This window comes from Oribacterium sp. FC2011 (assembly GCF_000701645.1).
GTDB lineage: Bacteria > Bacillota > Clostridia > Lachnospirales > Lachnospiraceae > Oribacterium.
Genome location: NZ_JNJM01000029.1, coordinates 1 through 20,142 on the forward strand (window position 1 = coordinate 1; position 20,142 = coordinate 20,142).

General features: G+C 39.2%; 25 protein-coding genes and 2 pseudogenes. 24 read left to right on the top strand and 3 right to left on the bottom strand.

Annotated elements, in window-relative coordinates; all coding sequences use genetic code 11:
* From T357_RS21525 to T357_RS0116450, 15 genes and pseudogenes are all read left to right on the top strand, one after another.
* On the top strand, window positions 1-266 hold a 266-nt coding region (locus T357_RS21525; RefSeq protein WP_044917255.1), incomplete at its 5' end, for a hypothetical protein.
* Window positions 267-365: 99 nt separating this feature from the next.
* Window positions 366-1,940 carry a DUF4358 domain-containing protein gene (locus T357_RS20570; RefSeq protein ID WP_049962522.1) on the top strand — a complete coding sequence of 525 codons (1,575 nt, stop codon included), beginning with the start codon at window positions 366-368 and terminating at the stop codon, window positions 1,938-1,940.
* A gap of 157 nt (window positions 1,941-2,097) precedes the next feature.
* Complete coding sequence (locus tag T357_RS20575; protein ID WP_031554931.1) at window positions 2,098-3,453, top strand: tetratricopeptide repeat protein; 1,356 nt, start codon at window positions 2,098-2,100, stop codon at window positions 3,451-3,453.
* A gap of 254 nt (window positions 3,454-3,707) precedes the next feature.
* A complete protein-coding gene (locus tag T357_RS20580; protein ID WP_031554934.1) occupies window positions 3,708-5,018 on the top strand; it encodes a tetratricopeptide repeat protein in 1,311 nt (436 codons plus the stop codon).
* A 193-nt stretch (window positions 5,019-5,211) separates the two neighbouring features.
* The gene (locus tag T357_RS0116400; RefSeq protein ID WP_031554935.1) at window positions 5,212-6,309 is read left to right on the top strand and encodes a tetratricopeptide repeat protein; all 1,098 of its coding nucleotides are present in this window, start codon (window positions 5,212-5,214) and stop codon (window positions 6,307-6,309) included.
* Window positions 6,310-6,495: 186 nt separating this feature from the next.
* The gene (locus T357_RS0116405; RefSeq protein ID WP_031554937.1) at window positions 6,496-6,795 is read left to right on the top strand and encodes a WXG100 family type VII secretion target; all 300 of its coding nucleotides are present in this window, start codon (window positions 6,496-6,498) and stop codon (window positions 6,793-6,795) included.
* A 140-nt stretch (window positions 6,796-6,935) separates the two neighbouring features.
* Entirely contained in the window at window positions 6,936-7,250 is a 315-nt protein-coding gene (locus T357_RS0116410; protein ID WP_031554939.1) for a WXG100 family type VII secretion target, read from the top strand.
* A gap of 194 nt (window positions 7,251-7,444) precedes the next feature.
* Entirely contained in the window at window positions 7,445-8,953 is a 1,509-nt protein-coding gene (locus T357_RS20585) for a tetratricopeptide repeat protein (RefSeq protein ID WP_049962523.1), read from the top strand.
* A gap of 181 nt (window positions 8,954-9,134) precedes the next feature.
* The gene (locus T357_RS20590) at window positions 9,135-10,073 is read left to right on the top strand and encodes a tetratricopeptide repeat protein (RefSeq protein WP_049962524.1); all 939 of its coding nucleotides are present in this window, start codon (window positions 9,135-9,137) and stop codon (window positions 10,071-10,073) included.
* A 42-nt stretch (window positions 10,074-10,115) separates the two neighbouring features.
* Window positions 10,116-10,970, top strand: a complete 855-nt coding sequence (locus T357_RS0116425) for a tetratricopeptide repeat protein (protein WP_031554944.1) — start codon at window positions 10,116-10,118, stop codon at window positions 10,968-10,970.
* A gap of 318 nt (window positions 10,971-11,288) precedes the next feature.
* Complete coding sequence (locus tag T357_RS0116430; protein ID WP_031554946.1) at window positions 11,289-11,711, top strand: DUF3574 domain-containing protein; 423 nt, start codon at window positions 11,289-11,291, stop codon at window positions 11,709-11,711.
* 38 nt (window positions 11,712-11,749) lie between these two features.
* Window positions 11,750-11,998, top strand: a pseudogene (locus T357_RS22370) (acetyltransferase); the annotation flags it as partial.
* Between the two features lie 323 nt (window positions 11,999-12,321).
* On the top strand, window positions 12,322-12,735 hold the full coding sequence (locus T357_RS0116440; RefSeq protein ID WP_031554951.1) for a WapI family immunity protein: 414 nt from the start codon (window positions 12,322-12,324) through the stop codon (window positions 12,733-12,735).
* Between the two features lie 71 nt (window positions 12,736-12,806).
* Window positions 12,807-12,965, top strand: a complete 159-nt coding sequence (locus tag T357_RS21310; protein ID WP_155991512.1) for a hypothetical protein — start codon at window positions 12,807-12,809, stop codon at window positions 12,963-12,965.
* A gap of 20 nt (window positions 12,966-12,985) precedes the next feature.
* The gene (locus T357_RS0116450) at window positions 12,986-13,366 is read left to right on the top strand and encodes a DUF488 domain-containing protein (protein ID WP_031554952.1); all 381 of its coding nucleotides are present in this window, start codon (window positions 12,986-12,988) and stop codon (window positions 13,364-13,366) included.
* Window positions 13,367-13,564: 198 nt separating this feature from the next.
* On the opposite strand, the gene T357_RS0116455 is transcribed toward T357_RS0116450, so the two are convergent.
* From T357_RS0116455 to T357_RS0116460, 3 genes are read right to left on the bottom strand one after another with little or no spacing between them, the layout of a single operon-like run.
* Complete coding sequence (locus T357_RS0116455) at window positions 13,565-13,948, bottom strand: aldo/keto reductase (protein WP_330373142.1); 384 nt, start codon at window positions 13,946-13,948, stop codon at window positions 13,565-13,567.
* Entirely contained in the window at window positions 13,876-14,199 is a 324-nt protein-coding gene (locus T357_RS21865) for a hypothetical protein (RefSeq protein WP_242840136.1), read from the bottom strand. Before T357_RS21865 ends, T357_RS0116455 begins: the two co-directional genes overlap by 73 nt.
* Window positions 14,200-14,212: 13 nt before the next feature.
* Window positions 14,213-14,734, bottom strand: a complete 522-nt coding sequence (locus tag T357_RS0116460; RefSeq protein ID WP_031554956.1) for a flavodoxin — start codon at window positions 14,732-14,734, stop codon at window positions 14,213-14,215.
* 134 nt (window positions 14,735-14,868) lie between these two features.
* Here T357_RS0116460 and T357_RS0116465 point away from each other — a divergent pair, with 134 nt between their 5' ends.
* The 9 genes and pseudogenes from T357_RS0116465 to T357_RS19520 all read left to right on the top strand — a co-directional run.
* Window positions 14,869-15,756: a LysR family transcriptional regulator gene (locus T357_RS0116465; RefSeq protein WP_031554959.1), complete on the top strand. Its 888-nt coding sequence runs from the start codon at window positions 14,869-14,871 to the stop codon at window positions 15,754-15,756.
* A 226-nt stretch (window positions 15,757-15,982) separates the two neighbouring features.
* Window positions 15,983-16,363, top strand: coding sequence for a hypothetical protein (locus T357_RS0116470; RefSeq protein ID WP_031554962.1), 381 nt, complete (start codon window positions 15,983-15,985; stop codon window positions 16,361-16,363).
* Window positions 16,364-17,095 (top strand): metallophosphoesterase family protein, encoded by a 732-nt coding sequence (locus tag T357_RS0116475; RefSeq protein WP_031554964.1) that lies wholly within the window; start codon window positions 16,364-16,366, stop codon window positions 17,093-17,095. It abuts the gene before it with no gap.
* A 123-nt stretch (window positions 17,096-17,218) separates the two neighbouring features.
* A complete protein-coding gene (locus tag T357_RS0116480; RefSeq protein WP_031554965.1) occupies window positions 17,219-17,959 on the top strand; it encodes an HAD family hydrolase in 741 nt (246 codons plus the stop codon).
* A 9-nt stretch (window positions 17,960-17,968) separates the two neighbouring features.
* On the top strand, window positions 17,969-18,127 hold the full coding sequence (locus T357_RS20980) for an arsenate reductase family protein (RefSeq protein WP_081828232.1): 159 nt from the start codon (window positions 17,969-17,971) through the stop codon (window positions 18,125-18,127).
* Between the two features lie 21 nt (window positions 18,128-18,148).
* Window positions 18,149-19,186, top strand: coding sequence for a S66 family peptidase (locus tag T357_RS0116490; protein ID WP_031554966.1), 1,038 nt, complete (start codon window positions 18,149-18,151; stop codon window positions 19,184-19,186).
* Between the two features lie 19 nt (window positions 19,187-19,205).
* Complete coding sequence (locus T357_RS0116495) at window positions 19,206-19,412, top strand: Imm32 family immunity protein (protein WP_044917257.1); 207 nt, start codon at window positions 19,206-19,208, stop codon at window positions 19,410-19,412.
* A 168-nt stretch (window positions 19,413-19,580) separates the two neighbouring features.
* Complete coding sequence (locus T357_RS0116500) at window positions 19,581-19,940, top strand: arsenate reductase family protein (protein WP_031554968.1); 360 nt, start codon at window positions 19,581-19,583, stop codon at window positions 19,938-19,940.
* A gap of 23 nt (window positions 19,941-19,963) precedes the next feature.
* Window positions 19,964-20,101: pseudogene (locus tag T357_RS19520) on the top strand (arsenate reductase family protein); the annotation flags it as partial.
* Window positions 20,102-20,142: the final 41 nt, after the last annotated feature.

The window sequence follows — 20,142 nt, forward strand, 5'->3', positions numbered from 1 at the left end:
GAAGAACTCGAGGTAAAGCAACTGATGATGTTTATAGCTTTGATAAAAATTCAGGTTTCAATGCTGTCGGTGGTTGGTTTGGGGGCTATATTACAGATGATCCCAATGATGAATTATCAAATCGTCAAATAGAACAATATGAGCTGTATGGCACAAATTTGATTAGTATTAATTATGTTGATGCAACAACAGAAAATATCAACTATTATCTGAACGGAAGTGGAATATCAACAGGTTTTGGACAGGAAGATTCAATATGGGGATAAAAATCATCTAAAAATATTGATTAATTGTCTGTTAGCTGTACGTATATGCGCCTGCGTATAAAACTGATTGGATATTATAGAAAATGTTCGGAGGTTCGTATGGATAAGAAATCAAATCCAATTATAATCATTTCAGTTGTGACCGGAATTCTTCTGGCAGTACTTGTCGGGATGCTTGTATTCTTCAATTTTCCGGCCCAGCGCATCAGGCGAATGCTTAAGTCTGCCAATAAGTACATAGCGGAAGAGAACTATGATGAAGCAATCCTGACCTTGAAGAAGATGATAGAGATTGACCCGAAAAACGAAGAACTCTACGTGCTTCTTGCCAACACATATGAAAAAAACGGTGACATAGACAAAGAGATAGAATTCCTTCAGGAAGCTGTGACTCTGATGCCGGAAAACCGGAAGATATCTGAGATTCTTTTAGATGTAAATTCGGAGGTTACCATCTCTGAAACCGGAGGAAGATATAGGGAATCTGCCAGATTATCATTCGATGCACCAGATGACAGAAAACTTGATGAAAGCAAATACCATTTCAACGAGTGGGTAAATGAAGCTGACGGAAAACATTTTCATGACACCGAAGGCAAATCTGTTACCGGATGGAAGCAGATAGGCGGATTATGGTACCTCTTCGACAAAGCAGGAGTGATGCTCACCGGACTTCAGGATGATAAAGGCAAGACCTATTATCTCGGAACGGATGGAATCATGCTAACCGGGTGGCATGAAATAAACGGAAAGAGATACTACTTTGATGAAAACGGAGTTATGCTCAAGAACCTGTGGATTGATGACATTTATTATGTGGGCAAAGATGGTGCAATGCTTGTTGAGACCGTGACACCTGCTACGGAGACTAAGGCTCGGACATCAGATGCAGCACCACGGGATATCTACAGCCAGATTACAGGCTTTCTTCCGGATATGATCACAGTTGATGCAAACTATATCAAAAATTATTATGGAATCGATGCATCACAGCTTGAGGGATATGCATTCGCTATGGCTGAGGATGTAACACATGCAGATACAGTTGCCATCCTTAAGGCAAAGAATGCTTCAAGGGTGCCGGCACTAGCAAGTCAGCTTAGTGCAGTTCAGCAGCAGAAGGCTCAGGAGCTTCAGGATTACATGCCTGATCAATATCAGATTGTTGTTGCAAGCTCAGTTAAGACTTTCGGTAACTATGTTTACCTTATAATGTCTCCCAACGCAGCAGCTATCGAGCAGATTATCGTTGATACCTTGACACCTACAGAGAAGACTAGGGCACAGACATCAGATGCAGACCCAAGAGACATTTACAGCAAGGTTACAGGACTTCTTCCGAGCATGATCACAGTTGATGCAAATTATATCGCAAATTATTACGGAATCGATGCATCACAGCTTGAGAGCTACGTTTTCGCTATGGCTGAAGATGTAACACATGCAGATACAGTTGCCATCCTTAAGGCAAAGAATGCTTCAAGGGTGCCGGCACTAGCAAGTCAGCTTAGTGCAGTTCAGCAGCAGAAGGCTCAGGAGCTTCAGGATTACATGCCTGATCAATATCAGATTGTTGTTGCAAGCTCAGTTAAGACTTTCGGTAACTATGTTTACCTTGTAATGTCTCCCAACGCAGCAGCTATTGAGCGGACTATCGTTTCAAACATCGGCTAATCGTAATATGGTTTAGCCGGAGCTTTTTTGCATTTCATCCCATAATTTGGTTGTTTATCAGAATTAAGTACATCTTAAAGATACCATCAACTATAATAGCATCATGCTTAGGAACATCTTTTGTGTGTTCTTTATATAAAATTGTTCAGGGGTAGGTATGGAAAAGAAATCAAATCCAATTATAATCATTTCCGTTGTGACGGGTATACTTATGGCAGCACTTGTTGGGATGCTCGTATTCTTCAATCTTCCGGCCCAACGCATACGGCGAATGCTTAAGTCTGCAAACAAGTACATAGCTGAAGAAAACTATGACGAAGCAATCCTAACCTTGAAGAAGATGCTGGAGATAGATCCGAAAAACGAAAATCTATATATTATGCTCGCCGACACATATGAAAAAAACGGAGACATCGACAAAGAGGTTGAATTCCTTCAGGAAGCTGTGACTCTGATGCCGGAAAACCAAAAGATATCTGAAATTCTTTTAGATATAAATCCTGAAGTTACTTTGTCCGAGAGCGCAGGAACCTTTACTGATCCTGTGACGCTTTCCATGTCTTCATCGGAAGGAAGCGAGATCTTCTATAAAGTTTCCGGAAGTGATAATGAAAGTAAATATTCATCCCCCGTGAATCTGGGAAAAAACGGAAAATATACCATCGAGTACTATGCGGTAAGCAAAAACGGATACGAGGGTGAACACAAGACTGCCACCTACGTTATAAACCTAGATGAGAGCAAGTATCATTTCAATGAGTGGGTAGATGAGGCTGACGGAAGACATTACTATGATGAAAATGGTGTGTCATTTACAGGCTGGCTTCAACTTAAAGGAAAATGGTATCTGTTCGATAGTAATGGCATTATGCTCACTGGATTTCAGGATGACAAAGGAAAAACTTATTATCTCAGAACTGATGGCATCATGGTAATCGGCTGGCAGGATATAAACGGGAAGAGATACTTCTTTGATGAAAATGGAGCAATGCTTAAAAACCAGTGGATTGATAACACCTTCTATGTTGGGGCAGACGGTGCTATGCTCGTTGATACCGTAACACCGGATGGGAAGAAAGTAGGCAAGGACGGAAAAAAGATAGATGAGTCCTGGAAGCAGATTTATATAGATTATATTAATAGTGAAGTCAATGATGGCTTTTATAATTTTGATTTGATCTATGTTGATAATGATGATATTCCTGAAATATTTGGTCAAAATGGTAGTGCTAGTTCTCATAGTTGTTGGGAATATATAGGGAAAATATATAATGGGGAAGTAAAGATGGTTGAGGGTGGTTTTTCAGTTTACAAAGAAAAAGCGGGGTTAATCGTGTTTAGTAACATATACGACGAGAGAAGATATTATGAAGTTGGTTCAGATGATTTTGAGTTAGTAACTGAAGATAAGTATGAATCAGCAGGGGCACATATTTTTGCTGATCCTGAAATGAAAAGTCCCGAATGGAAATACTCAAAAGAAGAAATCATCGAAATAATAAAAAACATGTAATGATGCGTTGTACTACATATTTAGCTTACACCATTGAAAGATTATCTATGCAAAAATAACACATTCAAGTGTATGTAAGTTCAATACAATCAAAACTGTAAAACTTGGATCTGATGGTAAATATGCTAATTCATTAGACAGACATTCTAAGTGGTGTCCTATTTGAAGAGATTCAATATTGGTTCTGGCATTAATGTCATAGTACGAAACATTTACATAGTGATCGTACTATGACATTAATTTTAGGGGTATGTATGGAAAAGAAATCAAATACAATTTTAATAATTTCAGTCGTAACCGGAATTCTTCTAGCAACACTTGTAGGTATACTGGTATATTTCAACCTTCCGGCACAACGCATCAGGAGAATGTTTAAGACCGCCCATAAATATATAGCGGACGAAAACTATGACGAAGCGATTCTAACCTTGAAGAAGATGCTGGAGATAGATCCGAAAAACGAGAATATATACGTTCTTCTTGCCAATACATATGAAAAAAACGGTGACATCGACAAAGAGGTAGAATTCCTTCAGGAAGCTGTGACTATGATGCCTGAAAATCAAAAGATATCGGAAGTCCTTTTAGATGTATATCCGGAGGTCACATTGTCTGAGGGCTCAGGAACCTATACTGATCCTGTAACTCTATCCATGTCTTCTTCCGAAGAGAGCGAGATATTCTATAAAATCTCCGGAAGTGATAATGAAAGTAAATATTCATCCCCCGTCAATCTGGGAAAAAATGGAAAATACATCATCGAGTACTATGCGGTAAGTAAAAACGGATATGAAGGTGAACACAAAACTGCCACCTACGTGATAAACCTTGATGAGAGTAAGTATCATTTCAATGAATGGGTAGATGAGACTGACGGAAGACATTACTATGATGAAAATGGTGTGTCAGTTACAGGCTGGTTCCAGATTAAAGGAAAATGGTATCTGTTTGACAGTAATTGCGTTATGCTCACAGGTTTCCGGGAAGACAAAGGCAATACCTATTATCTCAGACCTGACGGCATCATGGTCATCGGCTGGCAGGATATAGATGGGAAGAGATACTTCTTTGATGATAATGGAGCAATGCTTAAAAACCAGTGGATTGATAACACCTTCTATGTTGGTGCAGACGGCGCAATGCTCGTTGATACCGTAACCCCGGATGGCCAGAAAGTTGGCAAGGACGGAAAGAAGTATTTTCAGACCAATACAATCTCTCTCATAACTTCACCAGGGGAATATGTTGGAAGTATTTTTCATGGATCATATGACATGCCTGAATATACATCATATATCTTTGATCAAGAAATAAATGGAGATATTTTGACACTTAAAGGTATCATGTCTTATTATCCATCAACAGATAGCGTTGATCCGATTGTGCTGCAAGAAGGAGATTATAATTTTCAGCTATATTCTGGGACTGAGTATGGTTATGTGGATGATTTTTGGGATCCTATGAGTAGGGCCGAATTTGAACAGATGGTTGCTCGCAATGCAGGTATTTGCATTGGCGTGTTTGTTGAAAATGGTGTTGTGACTCGTGTTCAATATTCTGCATAAATTGAAACTATTTTTGGAACGAATATTGGCTAAGTTTAATGCTGAAAAAATCATAGGCTGATTTGATGAAGAATCAAATAGAGTACAAACACCTGAGGGATTGTTTAAAAAGAGGTATAATATTTACGTGCTAAAATATTTCTGAAATCAGCTTCTATAGCAACACATTTTTATCAAGGAGGATAATGTTTAAATGAAGGGATTATCAAAATTACTAATCAGTCTATTGGTACTTGTATGTTTATGTGCCTGTGTATCAAACGCACAGAAAATACAAAAACAATTGGAACTAGGAAACAAATTTTTGGCGGAACTTGATTATGAGCAGGCGATTCTTGCTTTTAATAAAGTAATCGAAATAGATCCCAAAAATACTGATGGATATCTGGGCCTTGGTGACGCTTACTATGGAGAAGCAAAAAATGCCGGAGATTATAGTGCCGCCGATACACTATATACAAGTGCGACAGAAAACTATGGAATCGTCATAAATTTAATCGGCGATGGAACCGGCACAACAGTTAATGATAAATCCCTTGAGGAAATCAATCAGAGTGTAAGGGGAATCCTTGCAGAACTTTATGTTGCATGGTCGGATCTGGCACTAAAAGAAGGCGATAGTGATCATGCTGCCAAGATTCTTGAGGATGGATATACAATTCTCGGAGATGACGAACTTTTGGAAAGATCACAAACTATCAGCGACATAAAAGACGCAGAACAACTAATCGGAGAATTGGATGTATCTTCTGATAATATTGACATTTCGTTAGCAGATAGTGCAGATAAACTAATCGCGATAACAGATTTGTGTAACGGAAAATATATTTCCAATGAGAACGGTCAGGGCTTTGGCTTGTACAAGATAGATGGATCTTACTATTTATTCCGCGGAAGCTTTAAGAATGGATTACGTGAAGGTTCGGGATTATTAATGCTGATAAGCAAGGAATCTGAAACTTATGTTAAATGTGGTTGGAAAGACGATGTACCATATGGCAGTGCAGAGTATTTTAATAGATCCGATAAAGGGTATACAGAGTCAGCGACTTTTCAATTAATAAACGGTCTATACGATGGAAAATGCACAGCCTCATTTCAAGATGGAGAGAACGAATATTATACTATGAGAAATGGAAAGTTTGTTAACTTGGGATCGGTTCCAGAGGATCCAGGCTTTTTCTATTACTCTGTAGATGCAAATGGGGAACTGTTTGGTGCTATTGAAAAAGATGCATTTGAACAAACAGCAGGTATGCCGGGCTATGCAGATCACTTTATGGCATATTAAAAAGGCATCAGTTCTATTACTGTTTTGTAGAAAAGCTTTGTCAAAACCACCTGTTGCCATTCATCAGCCAATAATGCTTTTTGTCAGACTTTAAACCATTACATATTTCTCGATGGTAATATGGGTACATACAAAAGAAAAGCAAAACACACAAATAAAATTTAAAATTCAAGGAGAAAAGTAATTATGTCAATGTTCAGAGTAAACACAAGCACACTTAGAAGCCAGGCAGAGCAGTTATCATCTTTAAATGAGACTTTCAAGACTCAGGTGAACAATCTAAATGATAAAGAGAATGCTCTTTCAAACATGTGGGAAGGCGAGGCAAGAAATGCTTTCCATAATGCTTTCCAGCAGGACAAAGCACAGTTCGACGTTTTCTATCAGGGAATAAAGAACTTCATCACAACACTTGAAAATGATGCAGCCGAGTATGACAAGGCTGAGGCACAGAATCTCAGTACTGCACAGACGAGAAAAGCATAATAAAAAAACAGAATATGAGAAACAATCGGATCTTAATACAGGTGCCGGATAGTATCTGCAGAATAAAGCATAGACGGCACCGATAGGGTCTGGATCAGAATCAAATTGAAATAAATAAACATTAAACGGAGGAAATAAAAATGGAAGGACAGTTAAAAGTAACACCGGAGGAGCTTCAGAACGCATCATCAGAGTTTTCAGGAATAGATAAGACAGTGGTTAGCACAACACAGGAAATGATGACACTAGTAAAGAACCTTACATCAGCATGGGAAGGTGAATCATCACAGTCATACATCAGTAAGTTCAATGAGCTTGAGGACGACATGCAGAAGATTCATGCAAAGATCGAAGAGCACGTACAGGATCTTGCAGAAATGGCAACAGTATATACCAATGCTGAAAAGACAACAACTGCAGCAAATCAGGCGGTTTCATCAAATCTGATCAACTGATTGATAAAAAATGATATGTTTGGGAACGCTAAGGATCTATATGATTTTTAGCGTTTTTGTTTTACTGAAGATGTATAATATTTGGAAGGTACAGATAAAAACGAATATAAACATAGTGCCATCTGGGATGGTTCTCTCCTACAAGAACTGTTCCAAGTGGCGCTTCATAATATAGAGATTGTTTAGGGAAACGTATGGAAAAGAAATCAAGTCCAATTATAATCATTTCTGTTTTGACCGGAATCCTTCTGGCAGTACTTGTCGGGATGCTTGTATTTTTCAATCTTCCGGCACAGCGTATCAGGCGAATGCTTAAGTCTGCAAACAAGTACATCGCTGAAGAAAACTATGACGAAGCAATCCTGACCTTGAAGAAGATGATAGAGATTGACCCGAAAAACGAAGATCTGTATGTCATGCTTGCCGATACATACGAAAAAAACGGCGACATCGACAAAGAAATAGAATTCCTTCAGGAAGCGGTGATTCTTATGCCGGAAAACCAAAAGATATCCGAGGTTTTGTTAGATGTAAACCCGGAGGTCACCATCTCCGATGCAGAAGGAACATATAATGACCCTATAAATCTGACACTTAACGCACCGGAGGACAGTAAGATATATTACATAGTTTCCGGGACGAACGTGAATGATGCAAACTCCTCTGTTGGCTCAGAAACCGGCGACAAAGAGAATGAATATAGTGAACCCATAACACTGGGTAGAAACGGAAAGTACAGCATCGAATATTATGCAGTAAGCAAAAACGGATACGAAGGTGAACACAAGACTGCTACTTACATAATAAACCTTGATGAGAGTAAGTATCATTTCAATGAATGGGTGGATGAGTCTGACGGAAGACATTACTATGATGAAAATGGCGTAACAGTTAAAGGATGGTTCCAGCATGAGGAGAAATGGTATCTGTTTGACGGTAATGGCGTAATGCTAACCGGTTTCCGAGAAGACAAAGAGAATACCTATTATCTCGGAACTGATGGCATCATGCTGACCGGATGGCAGGAAATAAACGGAAAGCGATACTACTTTGACGAAAGTGGTGCCATGCTCAAGAACCAGTGGATTGACAACACCTTCTATGTCGGTGCAGACGGAGCAATGCTTGTTGATACCGTGACACCTGATGGTAAGAAAGTCGGCAAAGATGGAAAGAAAAAAGATGATACTTGGAAGCAGGCTTATATACAGAAAATAAAAGAGTTGGAAGCATCGGACTTACAAACAACTGAAAATCGCTTCCAAATTGGTTTTGTAGATGATGATGACGTTCCTGAATTGATATACAGATGCTATGAGGGAAAGTCCGGAGTGATGACATATTATGCAGGTAAAACAAGTAATATAAGTACTAGTGGAGAAGCGCGTAATTCGGCCGGATTCATTGCACGATCGGGATTGGTACATCTCAGTGAAGGAGGCTTTCACTTTAATGATGATGTTGTGTATAGGTTAAAATCAGGAGAATTTATAAAAGAGCATGCGTTTGGAATTAATTCCTGGATAGAAAATGAAACAGGACATGATGCAATATATCTTGATGATAATAGTGCTGATGACTTTTATGACTTGGCGGCTTTTAACAACATCGAAGCATTAATTAAATCCGTCTATGATGAATCATTGGAAGAGACGGATGAACATAATGCGGAAGAAGCAATAAGAATTATTGAAAACTGGTAAGTGTTAACTATAGATATCATAAGGAATCTATAACACAAAATTTAGATACAGATAATGAGCAGGTAAGCTTAAGCACAGATTTCAAAACGCTAAGGATCTAAATTCTTAGCGTTTTTATTTTAGGTAAGATGTATAATAATTTAAGGAAAATGCATAATGTGAAGAATATTCAGGGGTTCGTATGGAAAAGAAATCAAGTCAAATAATAATCATATATATCGTGACCGGAATCCTTCTGGTTGCACTTATCGGTATGCTTGTATTTTTCAATCTTCCGGCACAACGTATCAAGCGAATGCTTAAATCCGCAAACAAGTACATAGCTGAAGAAAATTATGACGAAGCAATCCTGACTTTGCAGAAGATGTTGGAGATAGACCCGAAAAACGAAAAACTGTATCTCTTGCTTGCAGACGCCTATGAAAAGAATGGAGATACAGATAGTAAAATAAGTCTTTTGCAGGAGGCCGTTGAAGTACTCCCGGATGCTGTGAGTTTATCTGAGACATTGAATAATAAAGCCGTGTCAGCCGTTGAGGCCGGAAATGGATGGAAAAAAGCTTATATCAACTATATAACAAACCTCGGAAACAGCTATGATGGTTTTGGGCATGCCAAATATATTTATAAGTTAGTTAATATAGATAATGATGAGATACCTGAACTATATATTAATTTTGAATCAAATGCTAAGGGAGATGCTATCTGTACTTACTATGATGGTCAATTAATAGAGCAGAAATTATCGTGTTATGGATTAACGTATTTAGAGGGACAGAATATATTTAGAAATCAAGGTGGAAGTATGGATGAATACTTCGACGAAATATATACTTTGAAAAATGGACAATTTATTTTGCTTCATGAAGGAGAATATGGCGCTGCTGATAATGCTCAATTGGTTTTCGATTCTGATGGAAACCCGATATATAATTACTATTGGGATGGAACAGAAGTCAATTCTGAAGAGGAATATATGAGTTTGCTTAACAGTATTTATGATACGCAACAAGCCATTTCCCCATATGACGGTGCGTATTTTGATGATACACGTATGAATTATGCGGGAAATGGATTGTGCGATTATACTGAAATCTTTGATGCTATAAATACCTATTAAATCACAGGTAACTTGATATCAAAAATATGGAAGGATGAATAAATGAAAAAAGTATCGACTCTTTTGATGGATATATTATTGATAGTATGTTTATGCGCCTGCGTATCTAATGCTCAGAAAATACATAAGCAATTGGAACTCGGAAACAAATTCTTGGCGGAGCTTGATTATGAGCAGGCGATTCTGGCCTTCAATAAGGTAATTAAAATCGATCCCAAGAATACTGATGCATATATGGGCCTTGGCGACGCATACTACGGAAAGGCAAAGAATGCCGGAGATTACAATACCGCCGATACTCTTTATACAAATGCGACAGAAAACTATGGAATCGTTATCAATCTGACCGGTGACGGAACCGGCACCACAGTTAATGATAAATCCCTTGAGGAAATCAATCAGAATGTAAGGGAAATCCTTAGTGAGCTTTATGTTGCATGGTCGGATCTGGCACTTAAAGAAGGCGACAGTGATCATGCTGCCAAGATACTAGAAGACGGATACGCAATTCTTGGAAATGACGAACTACTGGTAAGATCACAAACTATCAGCGATATAAAAGATGCAGAACAGCTTGTCGGTGAATTGGATGTATCTTCCGGTAATATTGACATTTCGTTGGCGGACAGTGCAGATAAACTTATTGCAATAACAGATAAGTTTGGCGGAAAATATATTTCCACTGAAAATGGTCAGGGCTTTGGATTGTACAAGGTAGATAGTAGGTACTTTATTTTCCGTGGAAATTTCAAGAGCGGTTTACGTGAAGGTCCGGGATTGCTTATGTTAATAGATGGAGAGAACTATACATGGTATGTGAAATGTGAATGGAAAGATGATGTGCCCTATGGTAGTGCAGAATATTTTGAAGAAGGACTTGAGGGTATAACTGAATAAAACTATGTATATCAGTGGTTATGCTGTAAAATAGAAGCAAATAAATTTTATCTGCTTCATGACCCGAAGCTGGAGTATCCGGATCATATTGAGTGGTAATTGGAGCTTTTTTTGCAACATACGGGTCGTACTTTTCTTACTGCCTTTATCCTGCAGCCGGGATGTGCATATATAAAGGGCTTATAAAGAAGGGAAGCCGTTATCCATCGAGCTATTTAAGAACTATGATGGAGATGCCCTGGTGGAGGACCTAGAGAAATACCTGTCAGAAAATGAACTGTAGGAATATTTAAAGCATGGAATAGAGGAGCCCTGAAAATGAATAAAATGTTAAAATATGTAGTAACTGTTTTGTCTATTGTGGCGATCGGCCTCTCTACATTCTGTATGACAAAGGTGATGCAGATTCCTGACCCTGGTAAGAAAGATATACAGTATGTCCTTTACCTCGGTACGAATGATAAGGATACAAATGAGCCTGTGTTCCCACCGGAAGAAGCAAAGGAGCAGCTTAAGAAAATCCTGATTCAGCGGTTTGGAGGGTATACCATCACAGATGCCAACGGCGGCTGGGTAGGTGATGATGGAACAGAATATCAGGAGTACACGCTAGTCATTTATCTGAGCGATACAACAATAGATGATGTCCATTCCCTTTGTGATGAGCTGGTCGATGTTTATAGGCAAAGGTCTGTATTGATACAGGCAAATGAAACAACGACGGAATTCTATTCCGGGTGAGTTAATGCATGGAATCACTTTTTGTGAGGTTGGTGAAGATGAAAGACGGAAAAACCCCTAATCCAAATACAATACATCCGATTCATGGGTACAATAAAGAAATATATGTGAAACCTACGATAAAGAATCCCAATATTATCGTAGGTGACTTTACATATATTGCAGATTCTGATTTTGAGAGCCATGTTACACACCATTATGAATGGAACGGCGATAAGCTGATCATCGGAAAGTTCTGTCAAATTGCGGCAGGTGTAGAGTTTGTGATGAACGGGGCGAATCATCAGAATCTTATAGTCGAGGGATGTTATGTTCCGTTTGAATGGAGAAAGGATTTTGAAGGAAAATATCTTAAACATATAAGATTTATCTGTCTTGCAATGACCGGTGAGTATATAAATACACATTACGACGATATCATTGGTCATGCTTCGGAGATTGAATCAAGGATAACAGATGAGGACTGTACTTCTGAAAGCCTGCAGGCAGATAACCAGTACATTATTGAAGGATTTCATTGTGCCGGTGAAGAGGTAACGTTAATTCAAGATGATTATGAGAAGGTGATTAATCAGCTGTTGGAATGATAAATCAGAGTTTGAGAGAAAAAATGTATAGAATTGAGACAGACACATTTATATTAGAATTTTCTCCGGAGATTCATTTACAGGACTTTGCATATCCTGTAAATGTAACGCTAGGCGTGAAGGTTTCCAGTTATGGCTATTCAGCTGAAACATTTATGGACGTCGGTGTTCAGGATATAGCTGAATTTGCTGTTCAGCTGAAGAATCTCTATGAAACACTGTCAGGAGAGTCAAGACTGGAAGAACCATATAGTGTTCACAATTATATTGTATTTATCGCTGAACCGAACGGTCATATCAAAGTCACAGGATGCTTGAACAATAAAAACGCTTTTGGATATACACAGGAAATAAAATTTGAAAACGAAATTGATCAGACTGTTTTGAGAAGCTTTATCAATCAATTATTCTCTGATTTCAGCAAATATACTGAATGACAAATTTTGTTTTCAAGATGAGGTGACAATAGATTTTTAAGTTCAGTTTACATGTAGTAAAGGATTTCAAAATGTTTAAATACAGAGAAATGAATGAAGCAGATAATGAAGTAGTAGCTGCTCTTGTAAGAGATAATCTGAAACAATTTGGACTTGATGACCTGGGAGAGTCTGCATCCAATTGGGGCGGTAAAAAATGGCATGAGATGGAGATAAGGCTAAATTTCTAAATAAATTGAGGCGACAATGTATGGGCAGTATCAAGACTAAAAGAATTTACAAAGCACCAGAGGTGAATGATGGTATAAGGATACTTGTTGACCGGCTCTGGCCAAGAGGGATAAAGAAAGAATCAGCGGCAATTAATGCATGGGAAAAGGGAATTGCTCCATCGGCGGAGCTTCGGAAATGGTTTAACCATGATCCGGAGAAATATCCTGAATTCCGTAGGAAATACATGGAGGAGCTTGATGCATCAGAGGACGCTGAAAGGTTTCTTGGATTTGTGAACGAGCATTTTAGATCTACGAACATAACGTTGCTGTATGCTGCGAAAGATGAAGAACATAATAATGCTTTAGTGCTTAGGGATTGGCTGGCTCGTGATAAAGAGAACAAATATGAGTCCTAGCTAAGGAATTGGACAAATACAAAAGCTTCATGACCGGTAATATCTGTCGTGAAGCTTTTGTGATGAGGGTTTCGTAGATAAACCTGAACTTTTTTCAGGGATCATTACTACACCTAAAGACTTTTACTTTCCATTATCTAGAAACATATTTTTATCTGATCATAATATTGAGATAATATAATCGACCAGCTCAATTCATTACTTCTTCTCAAAATCCGGTTTCCATACAGCAAACTGTGCAAGCTGAGAATCCGTGCGGTTATAATACCTTGTGTTCTTGTCCAGCTTTGTAATCTCTGCCATCTCATTAGCTGTCAGTTCAAAATCGAGGATATCCAGATTGTCCCGGATGTGATCGACATTCTTGCTGCCGGGTATTACAACAAATCCTATCTGGGTGTGCCAGCGAAGGATGATCTGGGCACTGGACTTGCCATATTTATTTCCGAGTTCTGCAAATATTGGTTCATTGATCAGAGCCTTATCGCCGTGTCCCAGGGGATACCAGCTCATGAGCTTAATGTTATATTTATCCAGGGTCTGACGGAGTTCCGTCTGCGTGAAGTAGGGATGTGCCTCCACTTGAATAAACTGGGGAACGATCTCCCATTTGGTCTTAAGTTCTTCGATATGACATCGTCCAGTTTTATGCCGAAAAGCTCTTCCAGGTCATCTACATAGGTCGGATCATCAGGCATTTTAGCGTTCGCTTTTGCGCAAAGCGTTCTTGCACGCATCATCTCATCGACTGCTTCTACGAAATAGGGTTCCATGATATTTGTGGGGCCGCCATTATCCATCAGTTCATATACATATCCTTTTGCGTATTCCATCTCGATTACCTCCTTAGATCAATCCGTTTTCTAAAAGCCAGTTCTTTACCGCACCGGTAGAGTTTGCAGCATTGCTTCCGATGATGGACAAACCTCTTTTGACATTTGCCCCGGGAGCAAGTTTCCTGATATTGCCTTCCGAAGATCCCATGCCACTTCCTTCGTTGGTGCAGAGAGGAAGGATCGTCTTGCCGGTGAAATCATATCTGTCAAGGAAAGTGTAAACCGCCATCGGCATCGTGCCCCAGTAATTCGGATATGCGAGGATGATAGTGTTATAATCATCAATGCTGTTCAAGTAGTTTGTAAGTTCGGGTCTTGCATCTGCCCGGAGATCTTTCTTCGCCTCTTCGATGCAGGTCATGTAGACGGGAGAGTAAGGATTCTTCATTTCAATTTTAAAGGTATCCGCCTCGATCATTTCCTTCATGCCATCAACAACAATCTCCGTGTTGCCGACCTTCACATATCTCATTGCTCCGCCGAAGTAGTTCTCATCTGCTCTTGAAAAGAATGCGATCAATGTCTTTGCCATTTATATGTCCTCCATTTCATTTTGGGTCTTGTACCTTTGTTCTTTCTGAGCATATTGTCACATATAGCACTGGAAAAATCCAATCGAAATACTATATAATTGATTTAATTATTAAATAACAAGGTGGTAAATCTATGAACACGAAGCAGATTGACTATTGTATCGAGCTTGCACATACGCTGAATTTCAGTCGTGCCGCAGATAATATGTTTGTAAGCCAGCCTACATTGACATATCAGATAAAGCTGCTGGAGGATGAGGTGGGCTTTGCTATATTTGAAAGAAGCGGAAAAGGCGCGGCACTTACTCCTGCGGGTTCACAGTTTGTCACATATCTTGCGAATATGCGGGAAGAAATGAAACGTGCCATTGAACAGGGACAGAATTTCAGCGCAAAGTATAAGGACAATATCACAATCACCATGATGGTGAGACAGGCTGTATATTTCCTTCCTGAAGCGATAAAGATCTTTGCGGATAAGGAGCCGGATATACAGATCACGCCGAAGTTCCAATATGAAAATGGTGTGGAGAGTTTTTTGAAGGAGGAAGCGGATATCCTTTTTACATTGAAGGAGATGACAAAACAGATACCGGGGATAACCGTACACGATCTTTTTGAGAGCAAGATATATCTGATCTCTCAGAGAGATGATGAGCTTGCTGTGAAGAATCTGCTGACCGAAGAAGATCTGTATGGAAGGACACTGATGGTCGGTGGTGGATCTCCGCCTGCTCTTAAAGCGGTAGAGCATAGGCTGTTCGCATCAGGGAGGGTTGACTATTTTAATAGCGCGGATCACGACACTACGCTTACGAATGTGGCAGCTGGAAGAGGAATCTGCCTGGCTCCGGGATTCCTTAATGATCACAGCGGTCAGTTTGCCTGGACACCGTTCGACTGCAAGGAAAGCTTTTCTTGCGTTCTGTGTACGCATAAGAATGATTCGAGGGAAGGGCTGATGGAATTTATTGATATCCTAAAGAAACTATACAGGGAAGCGGTGGCGTTTCCGCTATAGATATAGCGCAATAAGTACCATCATCTTGATATCCCGTAGCAGGTTATCACATTAGAAAAATTATTAATCATAATAAAAGTGGGGGAAGTATTATGACCTTTTTTTCACGTTTGTTGAAAGGTATAGGTAACATATATTTACCATGAATATTCAGCGACGGCCTGGAGCAATTATTGCTCTAGGTCTTTTTTGTGTGGTTGTTTAATTATAGTGTAGAAGATATGGTATGATGAATCATAGAATAATTGATGAAAAATATTTGGAGAAACCTAAGTTAATGAACAAAGTGTTCAATATTATAAAAAGCATACTGAATGGGGTTATCATATCCGGAATGATAATTTTAGTGATCGGTTTGTACTACCTTATCATAAAGGCCGGCATTCCATATCAGGATCCGACAGAGGAGCTTAGAATTCAGTACGTAATCAATATGGGTATCGGGGAAACGCTTATTGGAAATGGATTTTTAGTATTTATCCTGGGACTCATTGGAACTGTAGGGATATATAGAGCAAGGATCCGTCATCTTGTTTTATTAGCAATGGTATTACCGGGAGCACTCATTAGCAAAGGCCGGAATTTGGTAGACCAGGGGGCGTGGTAAATGGCAACGTACGTAATATCGGATATTCACGGACAATATGATATGTTCATGGATCTGCTGGATAAGATTTCGTTTAGTGATAAAGATACACTTTATATTCTCGGTGATATCATTGATCGCGGACCACATCCTATAAAGACCATGCGAAAGCTCATGGAGATGCCAAATGTAATCTGCCTGTTGGGGAACCATGAGTATATGGCGCTGGGATGTCTTGAATTTCTCATGAATGAGATCACAGAAAAAACCATAGCCGATTTAGATGGAAAAAAACTCAACAACCTAGTTTTATGGATGCGGAACGGATGCAGCACAACTATAAAGGAATTCAGGGAGCTCTGCAGAGAAGATCAGATAGATATTATTGAGTACATAAAAGATTTTTTGATTTATGAAGAGGTTTCTGTTGCCGGGAAAGATTATCTTCTTGTTCATGCAGGATTTGGGAATTACAGACCTGATAAAGATTTAGAAGAGTATTCCCTGAATGAGCTTGTTTGGGATAGGACAAGTTATGATATTCAGTATTATCAGAACAAGTATATCGTTACCGGACATACACCTACTCAGATAATCAAGGGGAATTCCAAACCCGGATTTATATACAGGAATAAAGGTAATATTGCAATTGATTGTGGGGCGTTTGTCCCTGGCGGAAGACTTGCTGCTTTATGTTTAGATTCAGGAGAAGAGTTTTATTCGTATACAAATAAAGCAGCTTCTGGGATTTAATGCATTTTATTGGTAGAATAATTAAAGCGAAGGCGATGTTGTAATGAAAAAGAAATGTATCATGATAATTGCAGTTTAAGGGATGAATTACTTATAGATGAAAGTATTGTCGGAGGTGTTTAAATGGGAAGTATTAAAATGGTATTGTTTGATCTGGATGGTACATTGCTGCCAATGGACATGGAAGAGTTTACAGGTGGGTATTTCAAGCTCCTTGCATCCAAGGCTGCTCCCCGTGGTTATGACCTTCAGTCTCTGGTGAAAACTATCTGGCACGGCGTAATGGCGATGGTGAAGAACGACGGATCCTGCAAGAATGAGGACGCGTTCTGGAAAGATTTTGCCTCTATATATGGGGAGGATAAGGCTGTAGAGGATCGCCCGTTATTTGATGAATTCTACGCAAATGAATTTAAGGATGCAAAGCGATTCTGCGGTTATAACCCGGAGGCTGCAGAGACTGTACGATGGATAAAGAATCAAGGATTCCGAATTGCTCTTGCAACTAATCCGCTGTTTCCTTCTGTTGCAACAGAAACCCGTATCCGTTGGGCAGGACTGGAGCCTGATGAGTTTGAATTCTTTACAACCTATGAGAACTCAAACTTCTGTAAACCAAACCTTGATTATTACCGTGAAGTGCTGGAGAAGGCTGGCTTGAATGGTGAGGACTGCCTTATGGTCGGAAACGATGTTGGTGAAGATATGGTAGCTGCAGAGCTTGGCATGAAAGTGTTTTTGCTGACTGACTGCATGATAAATAAGGAAAATAAAGACATCAGCCAGTACCATAGGGGTAGCTTTGAGGAACTTAAAAAATATATGGAAGAGGCAGTGGCATTTGGTCTGACTGAAAATATGTAGAATCCGAAGATGTGCCGGGTAGTTGGAAATGCATTACACAAAATCGCAGAAGAAGACAAGGTGGAAAAGATACTTGAGAATCAACAGGTGATAAAGACTCCTATTGTGAGAAACGGTAAGCTTTCTACGCTTGGATATCAGCCGGATGTATGGAAGAAGTGGGAGTGAGTAATAGTTTGAGGTGCGTATATGGTTAAAAAAGTTGCTATTGTCAGTCTATCATACGGTATCATGGGAGAAGACTCTGCAAGACATGAGGTTGAAATAGGCATAAAAAGGCTCCGGGACTATGGACTTAAAGTAAAGATAATGCCTCATGCTGATAAAGGAATAGATTACGTGAAGAATCACCCAAAGGAAAGAGCAGAAGATTTACTTGCAGCTTTATCTGATGATTCCATAGATATGATTCTCTGTGCCATAGGCGGAGATGACACTTATAGATTGCTGCCTTATCTTTTTGGAAATGATGAATTAAAAAACGCGGTTAAGGAAAAGATATTCCTTGGTTTTTCAGATACGACTATCAATCATTTAATGCTTCATAAGGTCGGTCTCAATACCTTTTATGGACAATCATTTTTGTCGGATATCTGTGAAATGGAAAAACAGATGCTTCCATATACGGCAAAGTATTTTGAAGAGCTGATAAAGACCGGGACCATCAAAGAAATCACTCCAAGTGATGTCTGGTATGAGGAAAGAACTGACTGGTCTTCTAGTGCTGTAGGCACGCCAAGAAAAGCGCATAAAAACAACGGATTTGAATTGCTGCAGGGATCAGGGCAATTCAGCGGGGAAATCTTTGGCGGATGTTTGGAAACGATTTTTGATATATTCGATAACACAAGATATGAGGATTCTCCGGTGCTTTGTGAACGGTATAAGCTCTTTCCGGAGCTTAGTGACTGGGAAGGAAAGATATTGCTTTTAGAAACCTGTGAGGAACAGGTTACACCGGAGCATTACAGGAAGATGCTGGTCACACTTAAGAAAACCGGCATCTTTAATGTGGTTTCCGGAATCATATGCGGGAAGCCCATGGATGAAAAGTATTTTTCAGAATATAAAAAGATAATCCGTGAAGTTATATATGATTCAGCTCTTCCTATAGTTGCAAACATTAATGTTGGCCACGCAACACCAAGGTGCATAATTCCGTTCGGGGTTAATGCAACAGTAGATGTTGATAATCAGGTTATCAGGTTTGAGAAAGGTATAGAATAGAGTCTATCAGGAAAAAATCATGAAGATTGAATGGGTTGATGGTTTTGGAATCAAAACCGCTGTTGAAAACGGTGGAATCGTAATATCTGCAAACAGGGAAGGAATGCTATCGCTTGCGAAGCAGCTTACAGCATTAGCTGAAGGTGTTCCGGGTGATCATATCCACTATGATGTCTATAATTCTCTCGAAGAAGGATCGATAGAACTGACTATTGAACGACAGTAGGAAAACCGAAAAGGAGCATATAGTGTTTTATATTAAAACGGACAAAGGAGGCTTACCACTGAACCTCTTATGGAAGAAAAATATCGCAGAAGAGTACAAAAGGTGTGTGAGATTAACGACAAGCATTGTGTTCCGGTAAAATAATCACTTTATAAGAAAGGATCTGTGATGGTTAAGATATATTGTTATAAAAAATGTTCAACATGTAAAAAGGCCCTGAAGTGGATGGACGAAAATAAAATTGCTTATACATTGACCGACATAAAGGATGATCATCCGGATGAGAAAATGCTGAGGGAATACCATAAGAAGAGCGGTCTTCCGTTAAGAAAGTTATTCAATACCAGCGGCCAACTATATCGCGAGAAGGAGTTGTCAAAGAAACTTCCAGAGATGAGTGAAGAAGATATGTTTAAGCTTCTTGCATCTGACGGAATGCTTGTGAAAAGACCGTTACTTATCATAGATGATAAGGTTTTGGTTGGATTCAGGGAGTCTGAGTGGAATGAGGCTTTTAAAGAAGATTAATGGAGTCACAAAAATATGATGACTTGATAAAGTACATCGCAGAAGAAGATAAGCTTGAAAAGATACTTGAGAATCAACAGGTGATAAGGACTCCTATTGTGAGAAACGGAAAGCTTTCTACTATAGGATATCAGCCGGATGTATGGAAGAAGTGGGAGTGAGATAAATCTGTATCAGGCCTCAATATTGGAGGGAATCATAT